16 protein-coding genes are annotated in these 20,798 nt (G+C 40.1%); 10 read left to right on the top strand and 6 right to left on the bottom strand.

Annotated features, from left to right (window positions below; all coding sequences use genetic code 11):
• The first annotated feature begins 50 nt into the window (after positions 1 to 50).
• The 6 genes from CH377_RS08910 (at position 51) to CH377_RS08935 (ending at position 7,547) form a co-directional block, all read left to right on the top strand.
• The gene (locus tag CH377_RS08910) at positions 51 to 2,381 is read left to right on the top strand and encodes an adenylate/guanylate cyclase domain-containing protein (protein ID WP_100723477.1); all 2,331 of its coding nucleotides are present in this window, start codon (positions 51 to 53) and stop codon (positions 2,379 to 2,381) included.
• An 18-nt stretch (positions 2,382 to 2,399) separates the two neighbouring features.
• On the top strand, positions 2,400 to 4,313 hold the full coding sequence (gene dxs / locus CH377_RS08915) for a 1-deoxy-D-xylulose-5-phosphate synthase (protein ID WP_100723478.1): 1,914 nt from the start codon (positions 2,400 to 2,402) through the stop codon (positions 4,311 to 4,313).
• A 47-nt stretch (positions 4,314 to 4,360) separates the two neighbouring features.
• Positions 4,361 to 4,831 (top strand): tetratricopeptide repeat protein, encoded by a 471-nt coding sequence (locus CH377_RS08920; RefSeq protein WP_100723479.1) that lies wholly within the window; start codon positions 4,361 to 4,363, stop codon positions 4,829 to 4,831.
• Complete coding sequence (locus CH377_RS08925; protein ID WP_100723480.1) at positions 4,832 to 5,452, top strand: GNAT family N-acetyltransferase; 621 nt, start codon at positions 4,832 to 4,834, stop codon at positions 5,450 to 5,452.
• Between the two features lie 98 nt (positions 5,453 to 5,550).
• Complete coding sequence (locus tag CH377_RS08930; RefSeq protein WP_100723481.1) at positions 5,551 to 6,492, top strand: alpha/beta hydrolase; 942 nt, start codon at positions 5,551 to 5,553, stop codon at positions 6,490 to 6,492.
• Positions 6,492 to 7,547 (top strand): alcohol dehydrogenase, encoded by a 1,056-nt coding sequence (locus CH377_RS08935; RefSeq protein WP_100723482.1) that lies wholly within the window; start codon positions 6,492 to 6,494, stop codon positions 7,545 to 7,547. The genes CH377_RS08930 and CH377_RS08935 overlap by 1 nt, the downstream gene beginning before the upstream one ends.
• Positions 7,548 to 7,593: 46 nt before the next feature.
• Here CH377_RS08935 and CH377_RS08940 read toward each other — a convergent pair whose 3' ends face one another.
• Both CH377_RS08940 and CH377_RS08945 read right to left on the bottom strand, forming a co-directional pair.
• A complete protein-coding gene (locus CH377_RS08940) occupies positions 7,594 to 8,091 on the bottom strand; it encodes a hypothetical protein (protein ID WP_100723483.1) in 498 nt (165 codons plus the stop codon).
• Complete coding sequence (locus CH377_RS08945) at positions 8,091 to 8,564, bottom strand: hypothetical protein (protein ID WP_243401979.1); 474 nt, start codon at positions 8,562 to 8,564, stop codon at positions 8,091 to 8,093. Before CH377_RS08945 ends, CH377_RS08940 begins: the two co-directional genes overlap by 1 nt.
• 172 nt (positions 8,565 to 8,736) lie before the next feature.
• Here CH377_RS08945 and CH377_RS08950 point away from each other — a divergent pair, with 172 nt between their 5' ends.
• Complete coding sequence (locus CH377_RS08950) at positions 8,737 to 9,423, top strand: hypothetical protein (RefSeq protein WP_008592254.1); 687 nt, start codon at positions 8,737 to 8,739, stop codon at positions 9,421 to 9,423.
• A gap of 198 nt (positions 9,424 to 9,621) precedes the next feature.
• On the top strand, positions 9,622 to 10,500 hold the full coding sequence (locus CH377_RS08955; protein ID WP_100723485.1) for an SDR family oxidoreductase: 879 nt from the start codon (positions 9,622 to 9,624) through the stop codon (positions 10,498 to 10,500).
• A gap of 69 nt (positions 10,501 to 10,569) precedes the next feature.
• On the opposite strand, the gene CH377_RS08960 is transcribed toward CH377_RS08955, so the two are convergent.
• Together CH377_RS08960 and CH377_RS08965 are read right to left on the bottom strand one after the other, a co-directional pair.
• Positions 10,570 to 11,727 (bottom strand): glycosyltransferase, encoded by a 1,158-nt coding sequence (locus tag CH377_RS08960; protein WP_100723486.1) that lies wholly within the window; start codon positions 11,725 to 11,727, stop codon positions 10,570 to 10,572.
• The gene (locus CH377_RS08965; RefSeq protein WP_100723487.1) at positions 11,724 to 13,238 is read right to left on the bottom strand and encodes a glycosyltransferase family protein; all 1,515 of its coding nucleotides are present in this window, start codon (positions 13,236 to 13,238) and stop codon (positions 11,724 to 11,726) included. The genes CH377_RS08960 and CH377_RS08965 overlap by 4 nt, the downstream gene beginning before the upstream one ends.
• Before the next feature lie 166 nt (positions 13,239 to 13,404).
• Between CH377_RS08965 and CH377_RS08970 the strand changes: the two genes are divergently transcribed.
• Entirely contained in the window at positions 13,405 to 15,204 is a 1,800-nt protein-coding gene (locus CH377_RS08970) for a PQQ-dependent sugar dehydrogenase (protein WP_100723488.1), read from the top strand.
• On the opposite strand, the gene CH377_RS08975 is transcribed toward CH377_RS08970, so the two are convergent.
• On the bottom strand, positions 15,181 to 16,725 hold the full coding sequence (locus CH377_RS08975) for a hypothetical protein (RefSeq protein WP_100723646.1): 1,545 nt from the start codon (positions 16,723 to 16,725) through the stop codon (positions 15,181 to 15,183). The two genes, CH377_RS08970 and CH377_RS08975, sit on opposite strands and share 24 nt — an antisense overlap.
• A gap of 126 nt (positions 16,726 to 16,851) precedes the next feature.
• Positions 16,852 to 19,386, bottom strand: a complete 2,535-nt coding sequence (locus CH377_RS08980; RefSeq protein WP_100723489.1) for a Crp/Fnr family transcriptional regulator — start codon at positions 19,384 to 19,386, stop codon at positions 16,852 to 16,854.
• Between the two features lie 174 nt (positions 19,387 to 19,560).
• On the opposite strand from CH377_RS08980, the gene CH377_RS08985 reads away from it, so the two are divergent.
• Entirely contained in the window at positions 19,561 to 20,697 is a 1,137-nt protein-coding gene (locus CH377_RS08985) for a DUF1343 domain-containing protein (RefSeq protein WP_100723490.1), read from the top strand.
• Positions 20,698 to 20,798: the final 101 nt, after the last annotated feature.

Below are 20,798 nucleotides of genomic sequence, written 5' to 3' on the forward strand. Positions count from 1 at the left end.
CATTACCCTTGGATTTCCGGTAGAGAGAATCTTCCGGATCGGAGGAAAGAATGAGCGAGTCCAAATCAGCCCAGAAATTTACCGTTGTGGATATTATTTTCGGGGTCACTACAACCCTCGGAATTCTGGCACATTTTTATTACGCGTTTTTTTCCGAAGGGGAGTATTCAATTGATCTTCTCAGAATCGGTGCCCTCCTTTTATTTTCCTCTTCTTATTTCTTTTATAAAGCGATTATCAAGATGGCCAAGAGTCCACAAGTGGTCGGAAGCCTTTGGCTTGCAATCATCGTGTCTATGGTTTGGTTCGATCTTTATATCGAGTTTACTCCTGTTTCCGAGTTAGAAGAAAATTCCATTTCCTGGAGATTTAATCTTCTAAGAAGCCAAATGAATGCCAAAGTAGAAGTGGAGTCTGACAAAGGGGATTTATCTCGTATTGTGATGAATCCTCCACCCAAGGCACGTCGGGACATCAATATCATCGGGATCACTACTAAAACATTGGATCAACTAGGTGGAGTTTGGCCTCTTCCTTGGAAATATTACGCAAAGATAATAGATAAATTCGCTTCTTCTACCAATCAACTCATGTTCGACGTTTTCTTTCTGGACTATAAGCCAGGACAAACGGAAGAAATGTCAAAGGCTCTCTCCGGAAATCCAAGGGTAATGTTCGACTATCCGATGGAGACCAGTTTGGAATCCAAGAGTACAATTATTAATTTGGAGAAGAGAACGGAAATTCTTCGCAAATTCAAATTAGAGAATGTAAAGGACGATCAAAAAGGGCTTTCCTGGTTGAAATTTCCGCAGTCTCCTATCGAGCCGATTGCAGAAAAATCTTCCGGTTTAGGATTTGCGAATATTAAAAAAGACGAATCCGGTCTGAACCGCAAAATGCCGATCGTTGCCAAGATCTTAGGTTCGGGGCCCGGAAGAGAAGACGAATATTATCCTGCTATTGACCTTATCATTGCATGTAACTATTACGGGGTGGATGTCCGGAAAGATGTAGAAGTGGTCATGGGCGAATATGTGAAAATCAAAAATATTCCCCAAAAGAATATCAGCTATTTTGACCGTAATTCCCTAAAAATGGTCACAGAAGATATTATGGCGAAACCGAATGATACTCGAGAGATCATTATTCCGATAGACGAGTATGGCCAGATGGAGATCAACTTTCCAGGGGGATTATATTCTTATAATACTACGGAGTTCTTTGAAGTGTCCGAAGGTTGGGACAACGAAACTGCTACTCAATTGAATAATAATATCTTCCTCGTTGCAATGTTCTACGCTACAGGAAGAGGGGCAGCAAAAGATACTCACTTATCTCCATTCGGGGATATGTCCGGGATCGAGCACCACGCACATGCAATCAATACAATTCTAAACCAGGACTTTCTCTGGGATATGCCTTTGGCTGGAAACTTCCTGATCTTCTTCTCCATGGCATTTATTGTAGGGCTTATCCTGCCTAGAATGAAAACCTCTTGGGGGTTTTTGTTCGTTATCGGAATCGCTTTAATATATAGTATTGTCACATTATACAATTTCTCGGAATTAAATATCGTTCATGTGTTCCCATCCGTGATTATAGAACAGCTCTTCATATTCGTGGGGATCATAGTTTATAAGATCTTAACGGAAGAAGAGAACGTAAAATATATCCGCACAACATTCTCCAAATTCGTTTCTAAAGACGTTGTGGACGAACTTCTCAAAAACCCGGAAAACCTAAACTTGGGTGGATCTAAGAAGGATATTACTATTTTCTTCTCGGATATCCGCGGATTTACCACCATGTCCGAAAAAATGGGTCCGGAGGAACTGGTCCAATTCCTGAATCAGTACCTTTCCGAAATGACGGAGATCATTATCGAGTTCAAGGGAACGATTGATAAATACATGGGGGATGCGATCATGGCTTTCTGGGGGGCTCCGGTTCCTCTAGAAGACCATGCTTATTATGCCTGCGCAGCGTCTCTCGCTCAGATGAGAAGACTCGCAGTTCTTAAGGAAGAATGGAAAGCAAGAGATCTTCCTGTGATGGACATTGGTATTGGATTAAATTCCGGACCGGCTGTCGTGGGGAATATGGGAAGTTCTCACCGGATGGACTATACTTGTATGGGAGATACCATTAACCTGGGATCTCGTCTGGAAGGATCCAACAAGGAATATGCCACAAATATTATTATTTCGGAATATACATACGAAAAGGTCAAGGACCGCATAATTGCCAGAGAACTGGATCTAGTCAAGGTAAAGGGTAAAACCAAACCTGTCCGGATCTATGAACTGATCGACTTAGTGAACGAAGAAGACCTAAAACTTCTGAGGAGACCTTTGCATTCAGTAGAGCAGTCCCGATGACCGTCAAAGACGGAATACATGCAACAGGAAGATTCGTTATTGAACGGGATCCGCCTTCCGGCGGATCTCAGAAAATTGCCTCTCGAGGAACTGCCTAAACTCTGTTCCGAGATCCGAAATTATATCATTGATACTCTCTCCGGGATCGGAGGGCATTTCGCAAGTAACCTGGGAGTTGTGGAACTCACGGTTGCCTTACATTATGTTTTTGATACTCCCAAAGACAGACTGATCTGGGATGTAGGACATCAAACATATCCTCATAAGATACTGACAGGCAGAAAGGAAAGACTTTCCACAGTACGTAAATTTAAAGGTCTCTCCGGATTCCCTAAAAGAGAAGAATCAGTTTACGATTTATATAATACGGGTCATGCCGGCACTTCTATCTCCCAAGCATTGGGAGAAGCGGTGGCTCGGGATCTGACCGGAAAAGATTACTCAGTCGCAGCAATTATCGGGGACGCATCCATCGCTACAGGAATGGCTTTGGAAGCAATGAACCATGCAGGGCATCTCAAAAAAGATTTATTAGTTGTTCTAAATGACAACTACATGTCCATCTCTAAGAACGTAGGGTCTATCTCCAACTACTTGAATAATATCATCAGCTCTCATTTTTATCTGAACTGGAAAAGGATATTTTATACCTTCCTAAAATGGTTTCCTATCGTTGGGCCTGCAATGGAGAGCTTTTTCAAAAGAGTAGAGAAAGGATTTAAAGATGTTTTCACGCCTGGCGGTCTATTCGAGGATTTAGGATTTATTTATATAGGGCCTGAAGATGGTCACGACGTGGTTCGTTTGGTTAAGATGCTCAGGAAGATCAAAACCATGAAAGGACCTGTTCTTTTCCACACGATCACTCAGAAAGGAAAAGGTTATATTCCTGCAGAAAAGGACCCAATCAAATACCATGGAGTAACTCCATTCCGCAAGGAAGATGGGGCCATGGATTCAGGCGATTCTTCTAAAATTTCTTACTCTAAGATCGTGGGTAAGGTGCTTTCTGATCTGACCGAAAAAAATCCGCGTATAGCTGCAATTACTCCAGCAATGATAGAAGGTTCCGGACTCGGGGAATATGTTTCCAAATTCCCGGATCATGTGTACGACGTGGGTATTGCGGAGCAACACTCGGTTGCCTTTGCAGGTGCCATGACAAACGGGGACGTGATCCCTTATATGTGTATTTATTCTACCTTCTTAACCAGAGGGATGGACCAATTGGTGGAAGATGTTTCTCTTATGAATCTTCCCGTTCGATTTGTGATCGATAGGGCAGGTTGTGTTGGACCGGATGGAGAGACTCATCAGGGATTATTCGATCTAAGTTACCTTCTATCCTTGCCGAATATGGACGTGTTCGTTCCTTCTTCCGGACAGGATCTGGTGGATTCACTTAAGTATATGGAGAATTATGAGAAATCTCCGATCGCTATCCGATTCCCTAAGGCAAGTGTGGAACTTTCCGGTCTGGATTTCAGTGCGGAGAAGGATCTAAAACCTGGAAGTTTTAGAGTTCTACAAAGAGGAACGGATATCGCTCTTCTTTCCATCGGTTCCATGTTAGAGGAAGCTAAAAAAGCGACAAGTATATTGGAGCAAGAAGGATATTCGGTCACATTGATAGACCTTATATGGTTGAGGCCTCTAGGCAAAGAGGCACTGGACGAAGAACTTTCCCATGTCCGTCATTTTGCGATCCTGGATGAGAGTTATTTGGACGGAGGAGCTTCTGGCTATTTACTGAATCGGATCTCTTCCGAATATTTAGGACGTTTTATTAAAACATTCGCTTTCCCTTCCGAGGTTATTCACCACGGGGAAAGAAAGGAAATTTTCGCGGAGTATGGTTTGGATGCTCAAAGTATCTCCAAGTTTCTTCGGGAAAACGTAAAGAAGGAAGTCCTACACGGAAAACGGAATTAAGCTATTTCAAGAGGCGTCCGAAAATAAAAATAAAAACGGGTAGATAATTGGAAAACCTGACGCCTGAAGACAAGCTAGAAGCATCTAAATTTTTTTACAGAACCGGCGATTTGGATCGTGCGGAATTCCTACTAAAATCCTCTTTAGAAGATACCGAAAGCCATGAGACCTACTTTTTTTTGGGTCTAATCGAAAACCAAAGAAACAATTGGCAAAAAGGCCTGTACTATTTCTACCGTTCCGTAGAAGTGAATTCCGAATACGGGAATCCTTGCAACGAGATCGGGATTCTTCTTCTTCGCATGGGAAGAGAAAGAGAATCCGTTTTCTGGCTGAAAAAGTCACTTCGTTGTACTTTAAACGACGCGCCTCATATTTCTCTTTTTAACCTGGCTACTCTTTACAAGATCTGGAATCGTCCGGAAAGATCCTTACAATATCTGCATAAAGCAATCGTAATGAAACCTGATTTTGAAGAAGCAAAACGCCTGAGAGAAGAGCTCAATTCCGCGATCTAAATGTCTAACGAAACGATTACAATTCGCCCTGCTAGGCCCGAAGATGCGGCTGCTGCTGTTCCTTTGATCTATAGTTCCGGGCCTGCTGCCTGGGACTATGTGTTCAATGAAGGGAAAATTTCTGCTCAGGATTTTCTGATCAAATCCTTCCAGGGAACAAAGAATACATTCAGCTATAAGAATCATTATCTGGCTGAAAAGAAGGGCGAGGTTGTAGGAAGTATTGTTATATTCCGCTCAGAGAATTTTTTCTTCCAAAATGCAGCTACTGCGGGGAATATTTTTCGTATTTATAAATTACGGGCGCCTAAGGTTGCAGTTCGTGGTTTAAGTATGGAGGGAATGATCCAACCTCCAAAGTCAGGAAGATTGTACCTGGGGCATATCGCAGTTCCGGAAAAAGAAAGAAGACAAGGGATAGCGGAGAAGTTGATGAAATTCGCTGTTTCGACTTACCCAGTTTACGATAAAATTTCCCTGGATGTTTCTCAAGAGAATCCGAATGCACAAGGTCTATATAAAAAATTAGGATTCGAGATTGTCGAAGCCAGGAATTTTGCAGGGCCTAAGGGACTTGTTCCTAACCATTATTATATGGAAGCGAATCGCTCCTCTTTCTAAACCCGAAATTTATTCCATCCCGATCTATAAACTGGAACGACAAATCGTCGGATTTCTAATATACTTTTTTTCCTTACTCATTCGAAAGGAAGAAAAGAATGGAATTCGCTCCAGAAATGTTGGAATACGCAAATCTGATTTCCTCTAAAGGACTCACAGGTTTTACCAAAGGAAGTATCCAGGAAAGAAGAGACGGTTATTCCGCAATTGGAGAACTTTTGGGAGAAGGCCCTCCCATAAGAGAGATCCAAGACATCTCCATTCCTTCCAAGAACGGAAACGTATTCATAAAAAATTATATTCCAAAAACGGAACCTAAGTCCAAAATTTTATACTTCCACGGCGGGGGATGGGTAGTCGGAAGATTAAAAGACTTTGATCCATTCGCTCGTAAACTTGCAGAGATTACTTCAAGCATAGTTTCACTTGTGGATTATAGATTGGCTCCTGAGGCCCCTTTTCCTCTTCCATTAGAAGATGCTTATTCTTCTTTGGAATGGATCTCTTCTCAGAATGAAAATTTTTGGAAAAATCTTCCCTTGGTGGTGGCAGGTGACAGTGCCGGAGGGAATTTGGCTGCTTCTACTATTCTAAGAGCTAAAGAAATTTCCGGGCCGAAAATCGATCTACAAATCCTGATCTATCCGGTTACGGAAGCTATCTGTGATACGGATTCATATAAAGAATTCGAGTTAGGTCCCGGTCTTACCAAAAAGGATATGGAATGGTTTATTGATCAATATCTACCTGATCGCCATAAAAGATCTGATCCGAAAGCCTCTCCTTTATACCAAACTGATTGGAAAGATCATCCTCCTGCAATCGTATTTATAGCGGACATTGACCCGCTTAGGGACGATGGAAAACTATATGCAGAAAAACTAAAGGAAGCAGGAGTTTCAGTCCTATTTAGAGAATTTAAAGGATATACCCATGGATTTTTTACCAAGGTGAATCTTCTAAGGGCTCCTGATGAAGGCTTACGAATTATCTCAGAAGAGATGGATCGTGTTTTCAGACGAAAAGAGGTCGTATTTTAGTGAAAAGTGTTAGATTAGTAGAATTCGGTTCCTCATTAGAGTGGGAAGAAAAACAAGACCCAGAACCGAAAGATTACGAAGTTTTATTGGAAGTAATCTCTTGTGGGGTCTGCCATTCGGACCTTCATTTAAGAGATGGTTATTATAAAATCGGCGGAGAAGAAAAACTTTTCGTAAAGGACAGAGGAGTCAAACTTCCTCTCACTCCCGGTCATGAAGTTGTCGGAAAAGTTTTAAAAGTGGGATCTAAGGTCCATTCCGTTTCGGTAGGAGAAACAAAATTAGTCTATCCTTGGATCGGATGCGAGACTTGTGAGGAATGTGAATCCGGAAATCCGCAACTTTGTTCTGCTCCAAGGTCTCTGGGGATCTACCAAGATGGTGGTTATTCAGATCGTATCTTGGTTCCGAATGAAAAATGGCTATTGGATATTTATGATCTTTCTCCAGAGTATGCTTGTTCTTATGCATGCGCCGGACTCACTGCTTATGGCGCTTTGAAAAAAGCTATTCCACTTAAAAAAACGGATTCGTTGGTGATCATAGGAGCTGGAGGACTCGGTATGTTTGCTTCTCAACTGGTCCCACTTCTTACGGAAGCAAAAGTGATCTTTTTAGATTTAGATGAATCTCGTTTGGAAAAACTGAAGGAACTTGGATTTTATACAGTGTCTTCTTCTCATCCTGATGTTACTTCCGAAGTGAAAAAGATCTCAGGTCCTTTGGGTGTTTCCGCGGTCATCGATTTTGTGAATAATAGTGTCACTTCTTCTTTGGGATTTTCACTTTTGAGAAAAAACGGGACTCTGATCGGTGTTGGACTTTTTGGTGGAGAATTAAAAATACCGACCCCAATTCTTTCTCTTAGGAGTTTAACGGTTCAGGGAAGTTATACAGGTTCTCCAGGTGAGCTAAAGGAACTTCTGAGACTTGTCTCTGAGAAAAAAATACGTCCTGTTCCGGTTCAAATCAGGAATTTGAAGGATGCCGATTCTGCATTAAACGACTTATCTTCTGGAAAAATTATAGGAAGAGTAGTCTTATCAGGAAAATGAAATCCAAGAACTTCGCGCCTTCGCGTCTCTGTGTGAAAACTGCAGCTTATAAGTTTTGAAATTCTTTCGGAAGAGAAACTTTCGGATTTTCGTTTGTTTCCAAGATAGAAATTTCTCTATTTGGAAAAACCAGTTTTAGGCCATGCGCAGATTCAGATAAATATTCGCTTAAAACCGAAGAAACGTTCCGAGCTAATTTGTATTTTAGATAAGTATGATCCTTTTTCCTTGCGAATAATTCTCCTTCGTAGTCTGCTGCGATCTGCAAAGAGGAGAGGGGTAATTCTTCTCCTGAATCGCTTAAAAAATAAAATTCGTTGTCCTTCTCCCAAATTCTGATCAGGTTTAAAGGATAGCCGAATAATTCCAAATATCCGTTTTCGGAAAACTCTCCGTATTGATTATCAATATAGATCCCGTCCTCCGCTTCTTTCAGGTTCTTGCGGAAATACTCCAGAATATCTTTTTGTTCGATCTTTGCTTCCCGAAAGATCCAGTCTCCGTTAGGCAAAACCTTAATCTCGCTGTTTAGACGCCTTGCCATTATTCTTCTTCCCTTTCCCTATAACGGAATGCGACTCCTTCCAAAACTTTTGCATCTTTTGCAATCTCTGCCATGCTGGTAGTATAACCTTCAGTAGTGCCTGTTTGGAAAATTGTAGGAGGGACGGGAACCAGCCCTACATTTGCGAGATACATCCCGTCCATACCTCTGTCAAAAAGTTCTTTCTTAATCTTTTCGTAATAGAACTTCTCTATCCTTCCGTCCCCGAAATTCCTAACGATCACTCTACCGTAAGTTTTGTAATTCCTGCGCTTAGGAGGATGTTTCAGAATTTCTATTTGATCCCAATTAGGTTTATGGGAAATGAGCACGGTTTCTTTCTGGATTCCTTCCTGGATAAATTCGACTGAAAAACAGGAAACCAAGGTGAGGCAATATACTGCCAGGATCCCCTTCCATAAATGAACATTTATTCCGGTCCTAAGACGAGTTAAAATGGGTAGAATGGCCATTCCTCCCCATTCAAGGAGCGCACATACCGGGGACAAGCGGTTTTTTTGCATAGCCAAAAGAGGGCTTTTCAGACTTGGATTTTTTTTATATACTCTCCCCGGATACCCGGTAAATTCTCGCGAAATTCGGAACCTCGTTTAAGCTGGTTCCTCCGGGCCACCAAAAACTCGTATGGAAGATATAGATCTCAAAAAACGCGCGAGAGAAAACGTTTTAAAAATAGGGTATTGTACTCTGGACGAGCTGGAAGAGAAGGTGAAAGCCTTCCGGGTGATGAACCAAAACGCCGCCAAAAAAAGATACCTTATCACTAGGGAACCTATCTCCGATTCATCCGGAAAAATTTTGGTTCCGAAAGCTGCAGAGATTGATATCTCCACTGCAAAATTACTAAGACGTCATTTTAAACCTACTAGCGAATTCAAAACCTTCCAACCTGACGAAGGTATCGTGATCATCTCCGACATGACTTCCGCGGAAGGTGTTTCTTTCACAATGGATATCGTGACTCAGATCATGAACTTGGGTGGCGGTGCTTACGAAGGATTTATAGATCGTGTGGATAGTTTCGGAGACTTCATCAATCTTCTTAAAAAGTCATTATTTCCGCGTCTCATCATCATCGGTTATATGCCTCAAGATAAGATCCAAGGCGAGTTACTGAATTTTGTTCGAGTAAAACGTGTGGATAATTATTTGAGAGCCATGGAGCTGACCCATACTGCGTTCAAACCTCAGGCTTATTTTCCTAAGATCCGTCAGATTGAAATTTCCCAAGAAGATCCAAAATCTTGGGGACGTTTTGTTGTAGAAATCGTTAGAGAATATACTCGCCCTTATCTATTAGAAGAAGTTTAATTTTTTGGGGGCGGCTCTTCGCTTCGCTCAGACCAGGCTACTACGGGCTTCGCTATCGCTCCGGTCCTTCGGACTTCCCCTGCGTATCCTTGCCGCGTTTAGTTGTTTGAATTCTAATATTTAACTTGTAACTTTTTTTGTTTCAAGTAGTCTAATTAATTAAATTTAACGCGGACCGATACAGGTTTAAGAATACAAATGAGCACAATATCCGAGACAGTACTTGTGACCGGAGCTTCCGGCCATCTGGGAAAAATTATCCTAGAAGAATTATTAAAAAGAGGTCATAATAAGATCATCGCCACTACTCGTAAGCCCGAAAGTTTACAGGATTTCGCAAAGAGAGGAGTTGTTGTAAGAAAGGCAAGTTTTGATGATCCGGCAAGTCTTCTCACTGCATTCCAAGGTGCAGATCGTGTTTTGATCATTAGCACAGACAATATAGGAAACAGGATCGAAGAACATAGTAATGCGGTCGATGCCGCAGTAAAATCCGGAGCAAAACGGATACTTTATACTTCTCTCACCAAAGCCGACGAAGTACCGGTCACATTCGCTTTCGAACACGAAGGAACGGAGGAAAAAATCAAACAAAGCGGTCTTGCATATACAATCCTTCGTAATAATATGTATTCGGATTATTTAATACCTAAATTACAGCATGCAATTGCAAGCGGTTCTCTTTACGGTTCAGGTGGAGCCGGAGCCTGTGCTTATGTTTCCAGAATAGATTGTGCTAAAGCTGCAGCGGCTGCCTTACTTTCTTCCGAAACAGGAAACAAAATTTTGGAGATCAGCGGACCAAAGGTTTGGACTTATGCGGAACTCGCAAAATTCACTTCTGAATTAGTGGGTATATCTATTTCCTATGTGGACCTTCCTGCGGAAGAACTTTCTAAAGCATTAGTCGGAGCGGGAGTTCCAAAACCAATGGCGGATGCTTTGGCTTCTTTCGATGTTTCCATTAGAGAAGGTTATTTGAAAGAAGTAAACTCTTCTGCAAAAGATCTTATCGGCGAAGATCTTCAGGATGTGAGTGCGATACTAAAGGAAAACAGATCAGCTCTAGTTTCGTAAGTATCGAAAATAGAGCTTGAGCAAGTTGAAGGAACTCCAATACACATTTGTTTGCAAATATGGGAGTTCCTACATACGCTTTTTTGTTTGGCTCATCCAAGTTAGGTTAGAATTCAGAAAATAATTCGTAAACATTGCGATCAGGATTGCAGATAGATCGCATAAAAGTCTTAACTCGAAATTCTGAGGCATTCCCAAACGAGGTAAGATCTTGTAGAACAATAGTTGGAATATCCCCAATTGTACAAAAATTCCTAGAGCACTTACTCCCGAAAATATGATAAATCCTCGTATCGCTGACCATTTTTCGTATCTAGTTTCATAAAATGTAAAATAATTATTCAGTATAAAATTACTGATGATGGAAAGTTCTATCCCGAAAAACACGGAACTCGGGAATATAGGTAATATCCCGATACCTGTTTCCAGATCTTTTACTCCCAAGTTTTCGAATAAGATAAAACCTAAAAGATTAACGATTACTCCACTAATCCCTACGAGAGAATATATTAAGAATGTAGATGAGATCCATTTCCCGAAACGTAGATCTAATACAGTCATCAAAAAACTTCTGGCAATAGAATTATTAATCTTAGTTTCTCCATGAAGTCTAGTACGAAAATAGAATGGGATCTCGGCAACCTTCAGGCCTTTCTCCGCTCTTCCTAAGATCTCTAATAGGATCTTAAATCCGATCGGATTGATCTTGTATCCATATTTGAAAAAAACTTCTCTTTTGATCGCGAAAAATCCGCTCATAGGATCCGAGATACGGATCGGAAGAAGTAGTTTTGTAAATGTATTCGCTGCCACACTCAAGGATTTACGTATAAAATTCCATTTACCTGTGGAACCTCCGTTAGCATATCTGGTGCCTACTGCTACGTCCGCTCCTTCTTCCAAACTTTTTAACATTTGTGGTAAAACGGATTCGTCATGTTGAAGGTCAGAATCCATGACCAAAAAGTTCTCACCTTCTGCAACACTCATTCCGGAAACGATCGCGGAAGAGAGTCCTTTTTCCGTCATTCTTCGGATCAGCTTTACTTTAGGATTTTGATCTTTCAGCTTTTCCACAACGGACCAGGTGTTATCGGGGCTATTATCATCTATTACAATTATTTCATATTCCAAACCCTTAAAGATTTGAGATACTCCTGAAATACATTTTTCTATATTTTCTGCTTCGTTATATGTGGGCAATAATACTGATATCTTAGGTCTCATCTTTCCTTGCACAATTTGAGTTGGTATAAATACAAGCTTGCTCTTCTTTTGTTTTTATTTGGATTTAGGAATACTGCTAATTCTTCCAAGGGAGAAGATTGAAAACTCTCCACTAAGATCCAGGGAGGATCAGGATCCACTCCGTTCATCACGTAATCCTTTCGAATGGCAAGCACCGCGGAACATGATCTGAACGGATCAAAGTTTTGGATCCTTGGTTGCATATTTTGGTCCAGAGATTCAATCAATTCGTATCTTTCTAACGGTTCACGATATGCATAAGACACAGGAAGGTGAGGGATGGAATCCCTATATACGTAAAGTTCTTTGATCTCTTTGTGAAAGTTGAGATATCGGACTAATCCTATCGTATTGTTCTGGATGGTGAAAAAACATAGAAGGTCTAATAATAGGAAATTCACTATGAGAAATAAGATCCTTCTTATGGACATTCTTCCCTTTTCAATTCCTCTCCAATAAGCACAAAGTGGAGCAAGTAAGATCAACATTAAGGGAAGAATAGGTAGCAAAAATCTCTCTTCCTTGTGTGGAATTGCCGAATGGACTAACAAAAAGAGAACCGAGAATAAGATGGTTGGAATAAATTTGGAATATTCCGCCTTCCAATCGAATTCGGTATATCTACCTATCAAAAATGGAAAAAGGGAAACTCCGAGAATTGCAGGTAAATACGCAAACCAAGGAGATGCACCATATTCAGCGGAATGTTGTAAATTATAAGTGATGTAAGATCTGAGAGAAGAATGAAATGATCCTCTGAAGATCAGATCGGGCAGTCCTGTGATGATGGCCAAAAATACCGATAATATTAAGAATATATAAATATCTTCGAAAGATTTGTTTTTCCAAGACCTATATACTACCAGCAAAAATAATGCTAATGCACAAACACCAACTTGAAACCTAAAAAGTGAGGCGATTGCCAAAAGGCTTAAAGATATTCCTAATTGTTTTAATTCTCCTGATCTCCAATAGATCGAAGCAGAGAATACTGCTCCTAAGAGAAAGGGGGCTGACATGGATTCTATGAGTGCTCTCGTCGATACCAAAGGTATCAGAAAATGTAGAGATAGTAAGAATGCTCCTGATAATGGGATCCAAGCTCGGTAATCATTTTTTGAATTAGCCTCTTCCGGATAAAGGTGCTTTAGGAATTTATATCCGATCCAGATAGAAATTCCGGAGAGTAGTCCTAAACATATGAATATAAATTTGATTTGGTATAATGGATCTTCGAAGCCTAATTTGTAAGCGGTTGTTGCGAATAAACGTATGATTGAGTCAGGCAGTAAAGAACGTATTTCTGGGACTGCCTGCACCGAATTGATCAGGGATAAGGATTCGGATTGAGCCGGAACCGAAAAGAATAGAATGTAATAATCGTCTAACGCAAGATATCCGCTGTTTAAAATTGCAGTCGTAACTCGGATGAGTATTCCTAATGCGAGAAAAAGCTGGAACCATCTGGTCTCGACTTTTGCATTTAGCATGGTTGTATCTTTACTTCTTTTTGATTTCAAAAAGAACGCAGTACAATTACAGAACGATGAAATGAAATATTATGTTAATTGCATGAAAATATACGTCTTCATTCTGTAATATTTTTATTTTAGGTTTTTAGTTGATGGATTATTTTACGAGAAAGCCATTGTCTTCATGAAAAACCTTCATTCTAAAAATACATTCTTATTGCTGTTTTTATTCCTACTACCTTCTCTGCTTTATTCTCAATTTTATACGAATAAACAAATGAGAAAGAATGCAGATGAGAAGAATGCAGAGTGGCTTGTGCATGAAGGTTTTACGCTGGTCGAAGATGCTGGAGATTATACCACACCTGTCAGTATTGCATTATTGAAATCTCCGGGCCAATCTCCGAATGACGTGATTTATATTGTAAGCGAACTCAGAGGAAGTATCAAGGCCCGTCTTAGAAATGGAAATGTAATCCAAATCGGAGAGGATGAGGAAATTTCTAAGCCAAGAAAAGAACTTCCTGATTTTCAGGGAGAAATGGGACAAACCGGTGCATGTTTAACTCCGGATGATAAAACTCTTTTTACTACATCTGTGTATCAAAATGGCTGGGGAAGAAGTAATAAGATTACTCGCTGGAAGTCTGTCGGAAATTTACCTTGGATAAAGATCGAAAAGGTAGAAGTTTTCGATTCTCCTTTCAGAGGTGATACTGCAGGTCTTGCACATCAGATCGGTCACTGTTTTGTAGATTCTAATTATCATCTTTGGGTTGGTACAGGAGATGGACAATCCTGGACAAGCTCTCATAAGAAGGACAGCACCAATGGAAAGTTACTTAGATTAAAGTCCGATTTTTCTCAAGTAGAATCCAATCCGTTCTATACAGGCAAAAAAACGGAAGCGGGTGGATATATTTATTCTATGGGACTTCGAAATCCTTTTGCAATCGCGAAATCTGAAGGAGGAGAAGTTTATATAGCGGATAACGGTCCCGAAATAGATCGTTTGGTCAAGGCATCCAAAGGTATGGATTTCCCTTGGGACAATACGAATCCTAGTATGACATATAATAATCTTATGACCTTTCCTAAGTCTGTAGGTCCGGCAGATATGATCTATGTTCCTAAAAATCATAAACTGACTTCTTTAAGAGGACATCTTGTAATAGCCGCCTCTCATATCACTTCATTGCTTGCTGTCCCGATTGATGATAAAAAAGGAGTCACTGGAGAACCTTGGTGGATCGTTTTACCTACTAAGTATGAGGAAGAAAGAAGACAGGATTTTACGGGCCTCGCTTTAGGGGAAGACGGTATACTTATCTCTCATATTCGAATGAGAAAGGATGGGGGACTTCTTCCTGCTCCCGTTTTGAAATTAGTTCCGGGCCAAATCTCTTCTGAAAATATGAAATACTCCGGAGAACAATTGGTAGAGATCAAAGGATGCAGAAGTTGTCATATAGTTGGCGGAGCAGGGGGAAATGTTGCACCCAATTTGGATATGATCCGTCCTAGAACGACGGAAATGTTCAAGTCCCAAGACTTTCTTAAACAAGTGGAAGAAATGGCTTCTTATAAAGAAGAGCCTGACCACGAAAAATGGAACCAGATCCGATCCAAGCTTACAGATCCGAGCCAGGATAATAAGGAAAAGTTAGAATTATATATTTCTTCTAAATTAGAAAATCCTAAATTCTTAAATCCGATCAGCGGAATGCCTAACTTGAATCTTTCTAAGACGGAGATAGAATCCTTAAAAGAATTCTTAGTGGAACTTTCCGAAGATTCGGTCCGATTCCAAGGTTTGGAAAAATGGGAATACAGTGTAGTCAAACAATTCGAACAGAATCCTCGAATATCTTTGGTTCTATCCTTATTGTTCGGAATAGGATTCGGGATCTATGGAAAGAGATTATTCTACCTATTGAAAGGTTTGGTGATCCGTCTATATCTAAGGTTTATGGAGAAATCCTGATCTGTAATAGCCGACAAAACAGTCGGCAAATTTTTCACTCGCTTTAATAGACGAAGAATAAGTTAAATGATGGGGATCCATGAATTGTTGTTTGTGATCGAATAGATCACTCGCATCCAAAAATCCGTATTTTTTTCCGGATATTTTTTCTAAAAATCCAAGATATCCGAAATACCATCGGCTATTCGAGTAAACGGATTTTTCCTTAGGATTTTCCGGAGAATTAATAAGCAGAACAGGAATATTTCGTTCAGATAAATATCGGATCCCCTCATTCAAATATTTCATCTGAGACCAAGGACGAAATGATTTCTGTTTAGAAAGTAATGATTTGGCTTCCTTGATCTTTTTGAATCTGTTCAAAACATTCTCGTCGTCATTCTCTCTGTAAATTCTGCGATCATAATCTTTATCGTATTGATCATTAGGCATGGATTCCAATCTAGAATCATCTAAACCAGGGATTCGAATATATGACAAATTTTCCCTAAATTCAGATCTGCAAAAGTTTTGAGAAAGGCGTATGCCGTAAATTTCTTCCGTCCCGAAAATCCTATAATCCACTTCTAAGGAAGATATTTGTTTATCGGATTGGAATTTAAGTTTCAATTTTTCTAATCTTTCTGAGAAGTTCAGATCCAGATAATACCAACCCTTCTTAGCATAAGTTTTATCGAATAAGAGTTCTTGCTTAGGGGATACACTAAAAATTTTCAAATTTGTTCCCGGATTTTGGATGAATATACTATCTCTCCACTTATTTCCGGAAATTTCACAGTCGATCTCGAATTCCGGTTTTGCCCAACCTCTTAGATAGATCCCTTCTTTCGGAATGACGCCAGTATAATAATGATAAGATCGTCCCCATCTGAAACGATGCATATACCAAGCTATCACCGGATCATAGAAGAAACTTCTATAACGAACGCCGTAAGAAATAAATTTGGATACAAATGACTCTAATTGGTATTTATCTAAGTTGTAAATTTCTTCCCAATGATCCTTTAAAAAAAGGTCTGGATATAATAATCTGTTTTGATGTCTTGTTCGGATAGAATCGACAAAAAATTCTCTTTCTTCGTATTCTAAACCTTCCTGAGTTTCTTTTAAATATTCTAATTGAAAGTCCGCAGGATTGATTAAATAGACGACCGCTTTAGGTTTTTTAGAAACAATATCTTCTTTGTAATAATAAAAGTCGGAAGGTGTAAGTGAAGGGTGAGAATAAAATTCCGATCGGATTTTCTCACTAGACGGAAGGGCTCGGTTTACATTATTCGAAAATACATCCGGCAATACCGAATATAATGCGATACTACTGCCTAAGAGTAATACTCCATTTTCTTTTTCCGAAAAGTGGATCTCTTTTCTTTTTCTTAAAAAATTATACCAAGGAGAAGTATCCCATTCCATTTCGTTTGGAACTGAAAAGAGTAGATTCTGGAATAAGAAACGATCTATGAATAAAAAGCCAAGAAAGCAGGATATAAAGACTAATAGAATTTTAATTTTTCGACTCATTGGATTTTCCAATTCATCTCCAAATTGAAAAATCATATTGTATCGTCTATTCCAGACTTGGTTTCAATTATGAAATCGAAACTTTGGATTGTTGGTGAATCGTAATATAATTATATTAAATCGTAATCAAACTCGATAGAATTCCATATTCTCCCGAAGTTGATCTGGAAGACTTCCTAACGCGTTGATATACTTCTTGTATCTGTTTTCTAACTCTGTAAATTTGCGAGTCCGAATATTTACGAACCTGTTATTGATCTCGCCGAAAGCAGGCATTTTGGAAACCTTTTCTCGAATCGTTCTTGCGAAAGGAATATGACGATAGAAAATTCCACGGACCACGCGGTTTAACCTTTGTACACCTTCTGCTTCATACTTGATCCAAAGCTGGTAATCGTTCGCGAAAATATCCCTTTCGTTACGGAAACGTTTGAATTCAGCGGCCAACTTTTCTTTGATCTCTATGGAAAGGTCTTTGTTCTTTTTATAGAATTGAACATAGTCCATATAGTCAGCAGTGATCGATGGGTTTCCTACGTTATTCCATTCTGGTCCTAAGATCGTTTTACAAAGTTCCCAGCGGAACGCTGCAAATGCATCTATCAAAAGAGATTTTAGATCTCCTTGTACAAAAATAGGAAGAACGATCCTTCCTCTACTTTCTTTAGAACCGGAACCCCTATGGATGGAGAGTTCCTGCCACATCATGATCTTGCTACCTATAGAAGGAACAATTACAAAATCAGGAATGATAGCTCTTTGAATGAATTCCTTATTGATCCCCATCTCAGGGTTATTATAAATCACCTCTCTGTTGAACACTGAGAAGTCGACTGCCATGATATCATGGATCGTATCCGTAAGCATTTTTTTGGTAACGTATGCTTTAGCAAGAGGGATCTGAGAATGATACTTGGTTAAGATCGGAAGATAAGTCGCCAAGGAACCTGTAGTGAGTCGAACGTTCGCCTCATACATTGCACCAAATTCGAATTTTAATCTTGCTTCCGGATTATCTATATCCGGAGGAAGATCTGATTCTTTTTTGAAAACTGCATTTCGATTGTCCATCTTGACTTTGTCGAAGAAGTTCTGGCCGAGTTCATCTAAGGAAGTAGGGCATTCTCTTTTATAAATTTTTTCCAACCATTCCGTTCCGTAATGGATGGGAATATCTGAAACGGAAGTGATTGCGTCCTTGAATGTGGACATAAACACTAACTGAGAATCATCCAACATCGTTTCATCGAAGAAACCGTATTTCAACATCAGATCTACAGGCTTCGGAACATTCTTACCTGAGTTGACGTATTTCTGGAAACATGCAGCGTAAATATCAAAGTAGGTTTTTGTAATGGACCTTCTTAATTTACGAGTATCGTTATCTGAATCCAATGGATTCTTTAAGGACTTGAGTTTTACCATCATCGCGGAAAACTCTTTGATTGCATCCCCGCCTAAACCTGAGAATTGGATGATGCTAGATGCAGAATTAGCCAATTCTTTTCGGATCGCAGTCGCATCTGCGGAACCATCCACAGAAATTCCGCTCCCATTCGATGCAGCCTTTGCGGTGGGATTAGAAGCTTCGAATTTTTTAGCAAGACCTGCAGTCTTTTCTAAAAAGGATTTAATATTGGGAGAAGGGCTCGGGATCGCTGATCCGAAAATTGCCTGATGGCCTGCAAGCGCTCTTTCTATCTTTTGAGAGACCACTTGTAAGATAGGAACCACGAATTCCGGAGGTGCTGTAGCATAACCGTTTGCAGCCATATCCAGGATCAGGAAGTATTTTTCAGTAAGACTTTCTACTCCACCTAAAAGAAGAGAGAAGTTTTCATCTAATTCTTCTAATATACCTTTTGCATTTTCCGTAATATTGTTCTGTACTCTTCCGAGTTTGTCGCAAACATAGGAAACCATGCTTGGATCTGGAGCGAATAATTGTGCGAGAAGATTCGGATCTGCAAGGATAACCTTGCGAACGAAATTGAATTCTCCATCTTGGAATTCGATTTCTTCCGGATAATATTTTACTAGAAGTTGTGAATGATCTTCTTCTACATAATTTGCAGTCGGTCTTTCTGGAAGAATTCCACCATTATCGAAATAATGTTTTAAATTTTCACGAGCAAGCCGTAATACTGGATCCACAATTTCGGAACTTGGATCTGCAATCGGTTGTCCTGGTTTGATATCGGGAAAAACACTTGGATTGAATTGATAATACAGAAGAGAAAGATTATCGTTTGTCTTTCCCATATCAGAAGCGATCTTTCTGAGTTGGTTCACTTTTTTGAAAGATTCAGTGATCTCTCTTAAAAGAGAACGACCTACCATGATTCCTAAAGAACTTCTGGCTGCGAGAGAACGGCCCACAGTGGACTGGGACATAACATATGTAGAGAGCACACAGTCTTGTTCTGCAACAATAGTAAATGGATAACGTCCACTGCCGAAAAGAGCGGACGCACCAGGAGTCAAATTAGCTCCTGAAATTTTGAATAACTCCAGTTTTCTGCCACCGGGAGCTTCTACCAGATAACGTAAGGCTCCACTATGCAATACGTTGAGAGAGTTTGCGGCGCTTCCTTCCGGAAATAAAACCGTCCCGGCTTTTATTGTTACTTTTTGATTTGGTACGCTTGTATCTAATGCCATACGATCGCTGTTGGGGCAAATTAAGAAGAAAACTATCCTTCCCCAAGAAGGGAAACTCTTTTTTAAAGGAATCTCTAAAAAGGACCTTGGGGATAAGGCAAAAGATTTCCAAGACTAAGGCGCAGATAGTCCTGCTTGACTCCTGAACTTTCCCGGAAATAACCTCTTTAGAAAATGAAAAAAAGCAGAATTCTCTCCGGTGCAAAATCTATCGGAATGATCACCAACCAAAGCGCATATGGTTGGAAAGGCGACTATCATTTCCGGATCATCCAAAAAGAGTACGGACTTAAAAAACTATTTTTACCTGAGCATGGACTTTTTGCGGAGTTGCAAGATCAGGTCTCTGGAAGCGGGCTTGCCTATGATTTGGGGGAAACTCAAGTCCTGAATTTGTACGGAGACAATGAGGAAAGTCTCGCTCCTGCAGAAGATATTTTATCTGACCTGGACACTCTGATCATTGATATCAGAGATGTAGGCGCTCGTTATTATACATTTTTAACCACTGCTTTATATGCGATGCAAGCAGCGGATCGGCTTGCTAAAAAAGGAAAACCAAGACCTCGAATTTTGGTATCGAATGCAAAAAATCCGGCAGGCTCTAAGATAGAAGGTTCTCCATTAGAAAAAAAATTTTCGTCATTTGTCGGGGTAGAAGGTACACTGCATCGACATGGTCTCTCAGCAGCGGGGCTTTTAGAATATTATAGGGATAAATTCGATTTGGATCTGGAGCTATATCGATTGGATCTATATTCTAAAAAGAGTTCCGAGTTTTTATGGGTTCCACCTTCTCCCAATATTCCTGCCCAAACAACTTGTTACGTATACGCTGGTCTTTGTCTTTTAGAAGGAACCAATCTATCAGAAGGAAGAGGAACTACTCGTCCATTCGAAACATTTGGCGCTCCATATATCAATGATCTGGACAAATCACTTCTGGAAAAACTCCAAGAAAAACAAAGGGGCATTTTTAGACTCAGGCCATTAAAGTTTATTCCGACCTTCCATAAACATGCAGGAAAAGTTTGTGGAGGTTACCAAATCCTATTAGATAAGCCTAAAAAATTTCATAGCTTACTATTCGGATTATTGCTCATCAGGACTCTAAGAGAATTTTATCCGGACAAGTTTGAATTCCTACAGGGACCTTACGAATTCAGATCGGATCTACCGGCGATCCAACTTTTAGTGGGAGACCAGTTCCTTTTGGATTATCTGGACGGAAAAAGATCCTATTCAGAGGTCCAAGATTATCTGGAAGAAACAGAAAAGAAATGGAAGAAGGTTACGAAAAATTATAACTAACTTAGAACTTTGCACCTATGATGTTGGAATTCCAACATCGGGTGCAGGGAGCGCCCCCTCCCAGGTTCGGGTGGGGGGAGTGGCCCGTGGGAGAGCCATGC

This window comes from Leptospira haakeii (assembly GCF_002812045.1).
Taxonomy (GTDB): Bacteria; Spirochaetota; Leptospiria; order Leptospirales; family Leptospiraceae; genus Leptospira_B; species Leptospira_B haakeii.

Coding starts and splice junctions, on each gene's coding strand:
- CH377_RS08980 (WP_100723489.1), bottom strand. CDS start 19,386: ATGGCATTAGATACAAGCGTACCAAATCAAAAAGTAACAATAAAAGCC.
- CH377_RS08970 (WP_100723488.1), top strand. CDS start 13,405: ATGAAAAACCTTCATTCTAAAAATACATTCTTATTGCTGTTTTTATTC.
- dxs (WP_100723478.1), top strand. CDS start 2,400: ATGCAACAGGAAGATTCGTTATTGAACGGGATCCGCCTTCCGGCGGAT.
- CH377_RS08950 (WP_008592254.1), top strand. CDS start 8,737: ATGGAAGATATAGATCTCAAAAAACGCGCGAGAGAAAACGTTTTAAAA.
- CH377_RS08975 (WP_100723646.1), bottom strand. CDS start 16,725: ATGAGTCGAAAAATTAAAATTCTATTAGTCTTTATATCCTGCTTTCTT.
- CH377_RS08965 (WP_100723487.1), bottom strand. CDS start 13,238: ATGCTAAATGCAAAAGTCGAGACCAGATGGTTCCAGCTTTTTCTCGCA.
- CH377_RS08955 (WP_100723485.1), top strand. CDS start 9,622: ATGAGCACAATATCCGAGACAGTACTTGTGACCGGAGCTTCCGGCCAT.
- CH377_RS08945 (WP_243401979.1), bottom strand. CDS start 8,564: ATGGCCATTCTACCCATTTTAACTCGTCTTAGGACCGGAATAAATGTT.
- CH377_RS08985 (WP_100723490.1), top strand. CDS start 19,561: ATGAAAAAAAGCAGAATTCTCTCCGGTGCAAAATCTATCGGAATGATC.
- CH377_RS08960 (WP_100723486.1), bottom strand. CDS start 11,727: ATGAGACCTAAGATATCAGTATTATTGCCCACATATAACGAAGCAGAA.
- CH377_RS08930 (WP_100723481.1), top strand. CDS start 5,551: ATGGAATTCGCTCCAGAAATGTTGGAATACGCAAATCTGATTTCCTCT.
- CH377_RS08925 (WP_100723480.1), top strand. CDS start 4,832: ATGTCTAACGAAACGATTACAATTCGCCCTGCTAGGCCCGAAGATGCG.
- CH377_RS08910 (WP_100723477.1), top strand. CDS start 51: ATGAGCGAGTCCAAATCAGCCCAGAAATTTACCGTTGTGGATATTATT.
- CH377_RS08940 (WP_100723483.1), bottom strand. CDS start 8,091: ATGGCAAGGCGTCTAAACAGCGAGATTAAGGTTTTGCCTAACGGAGAC.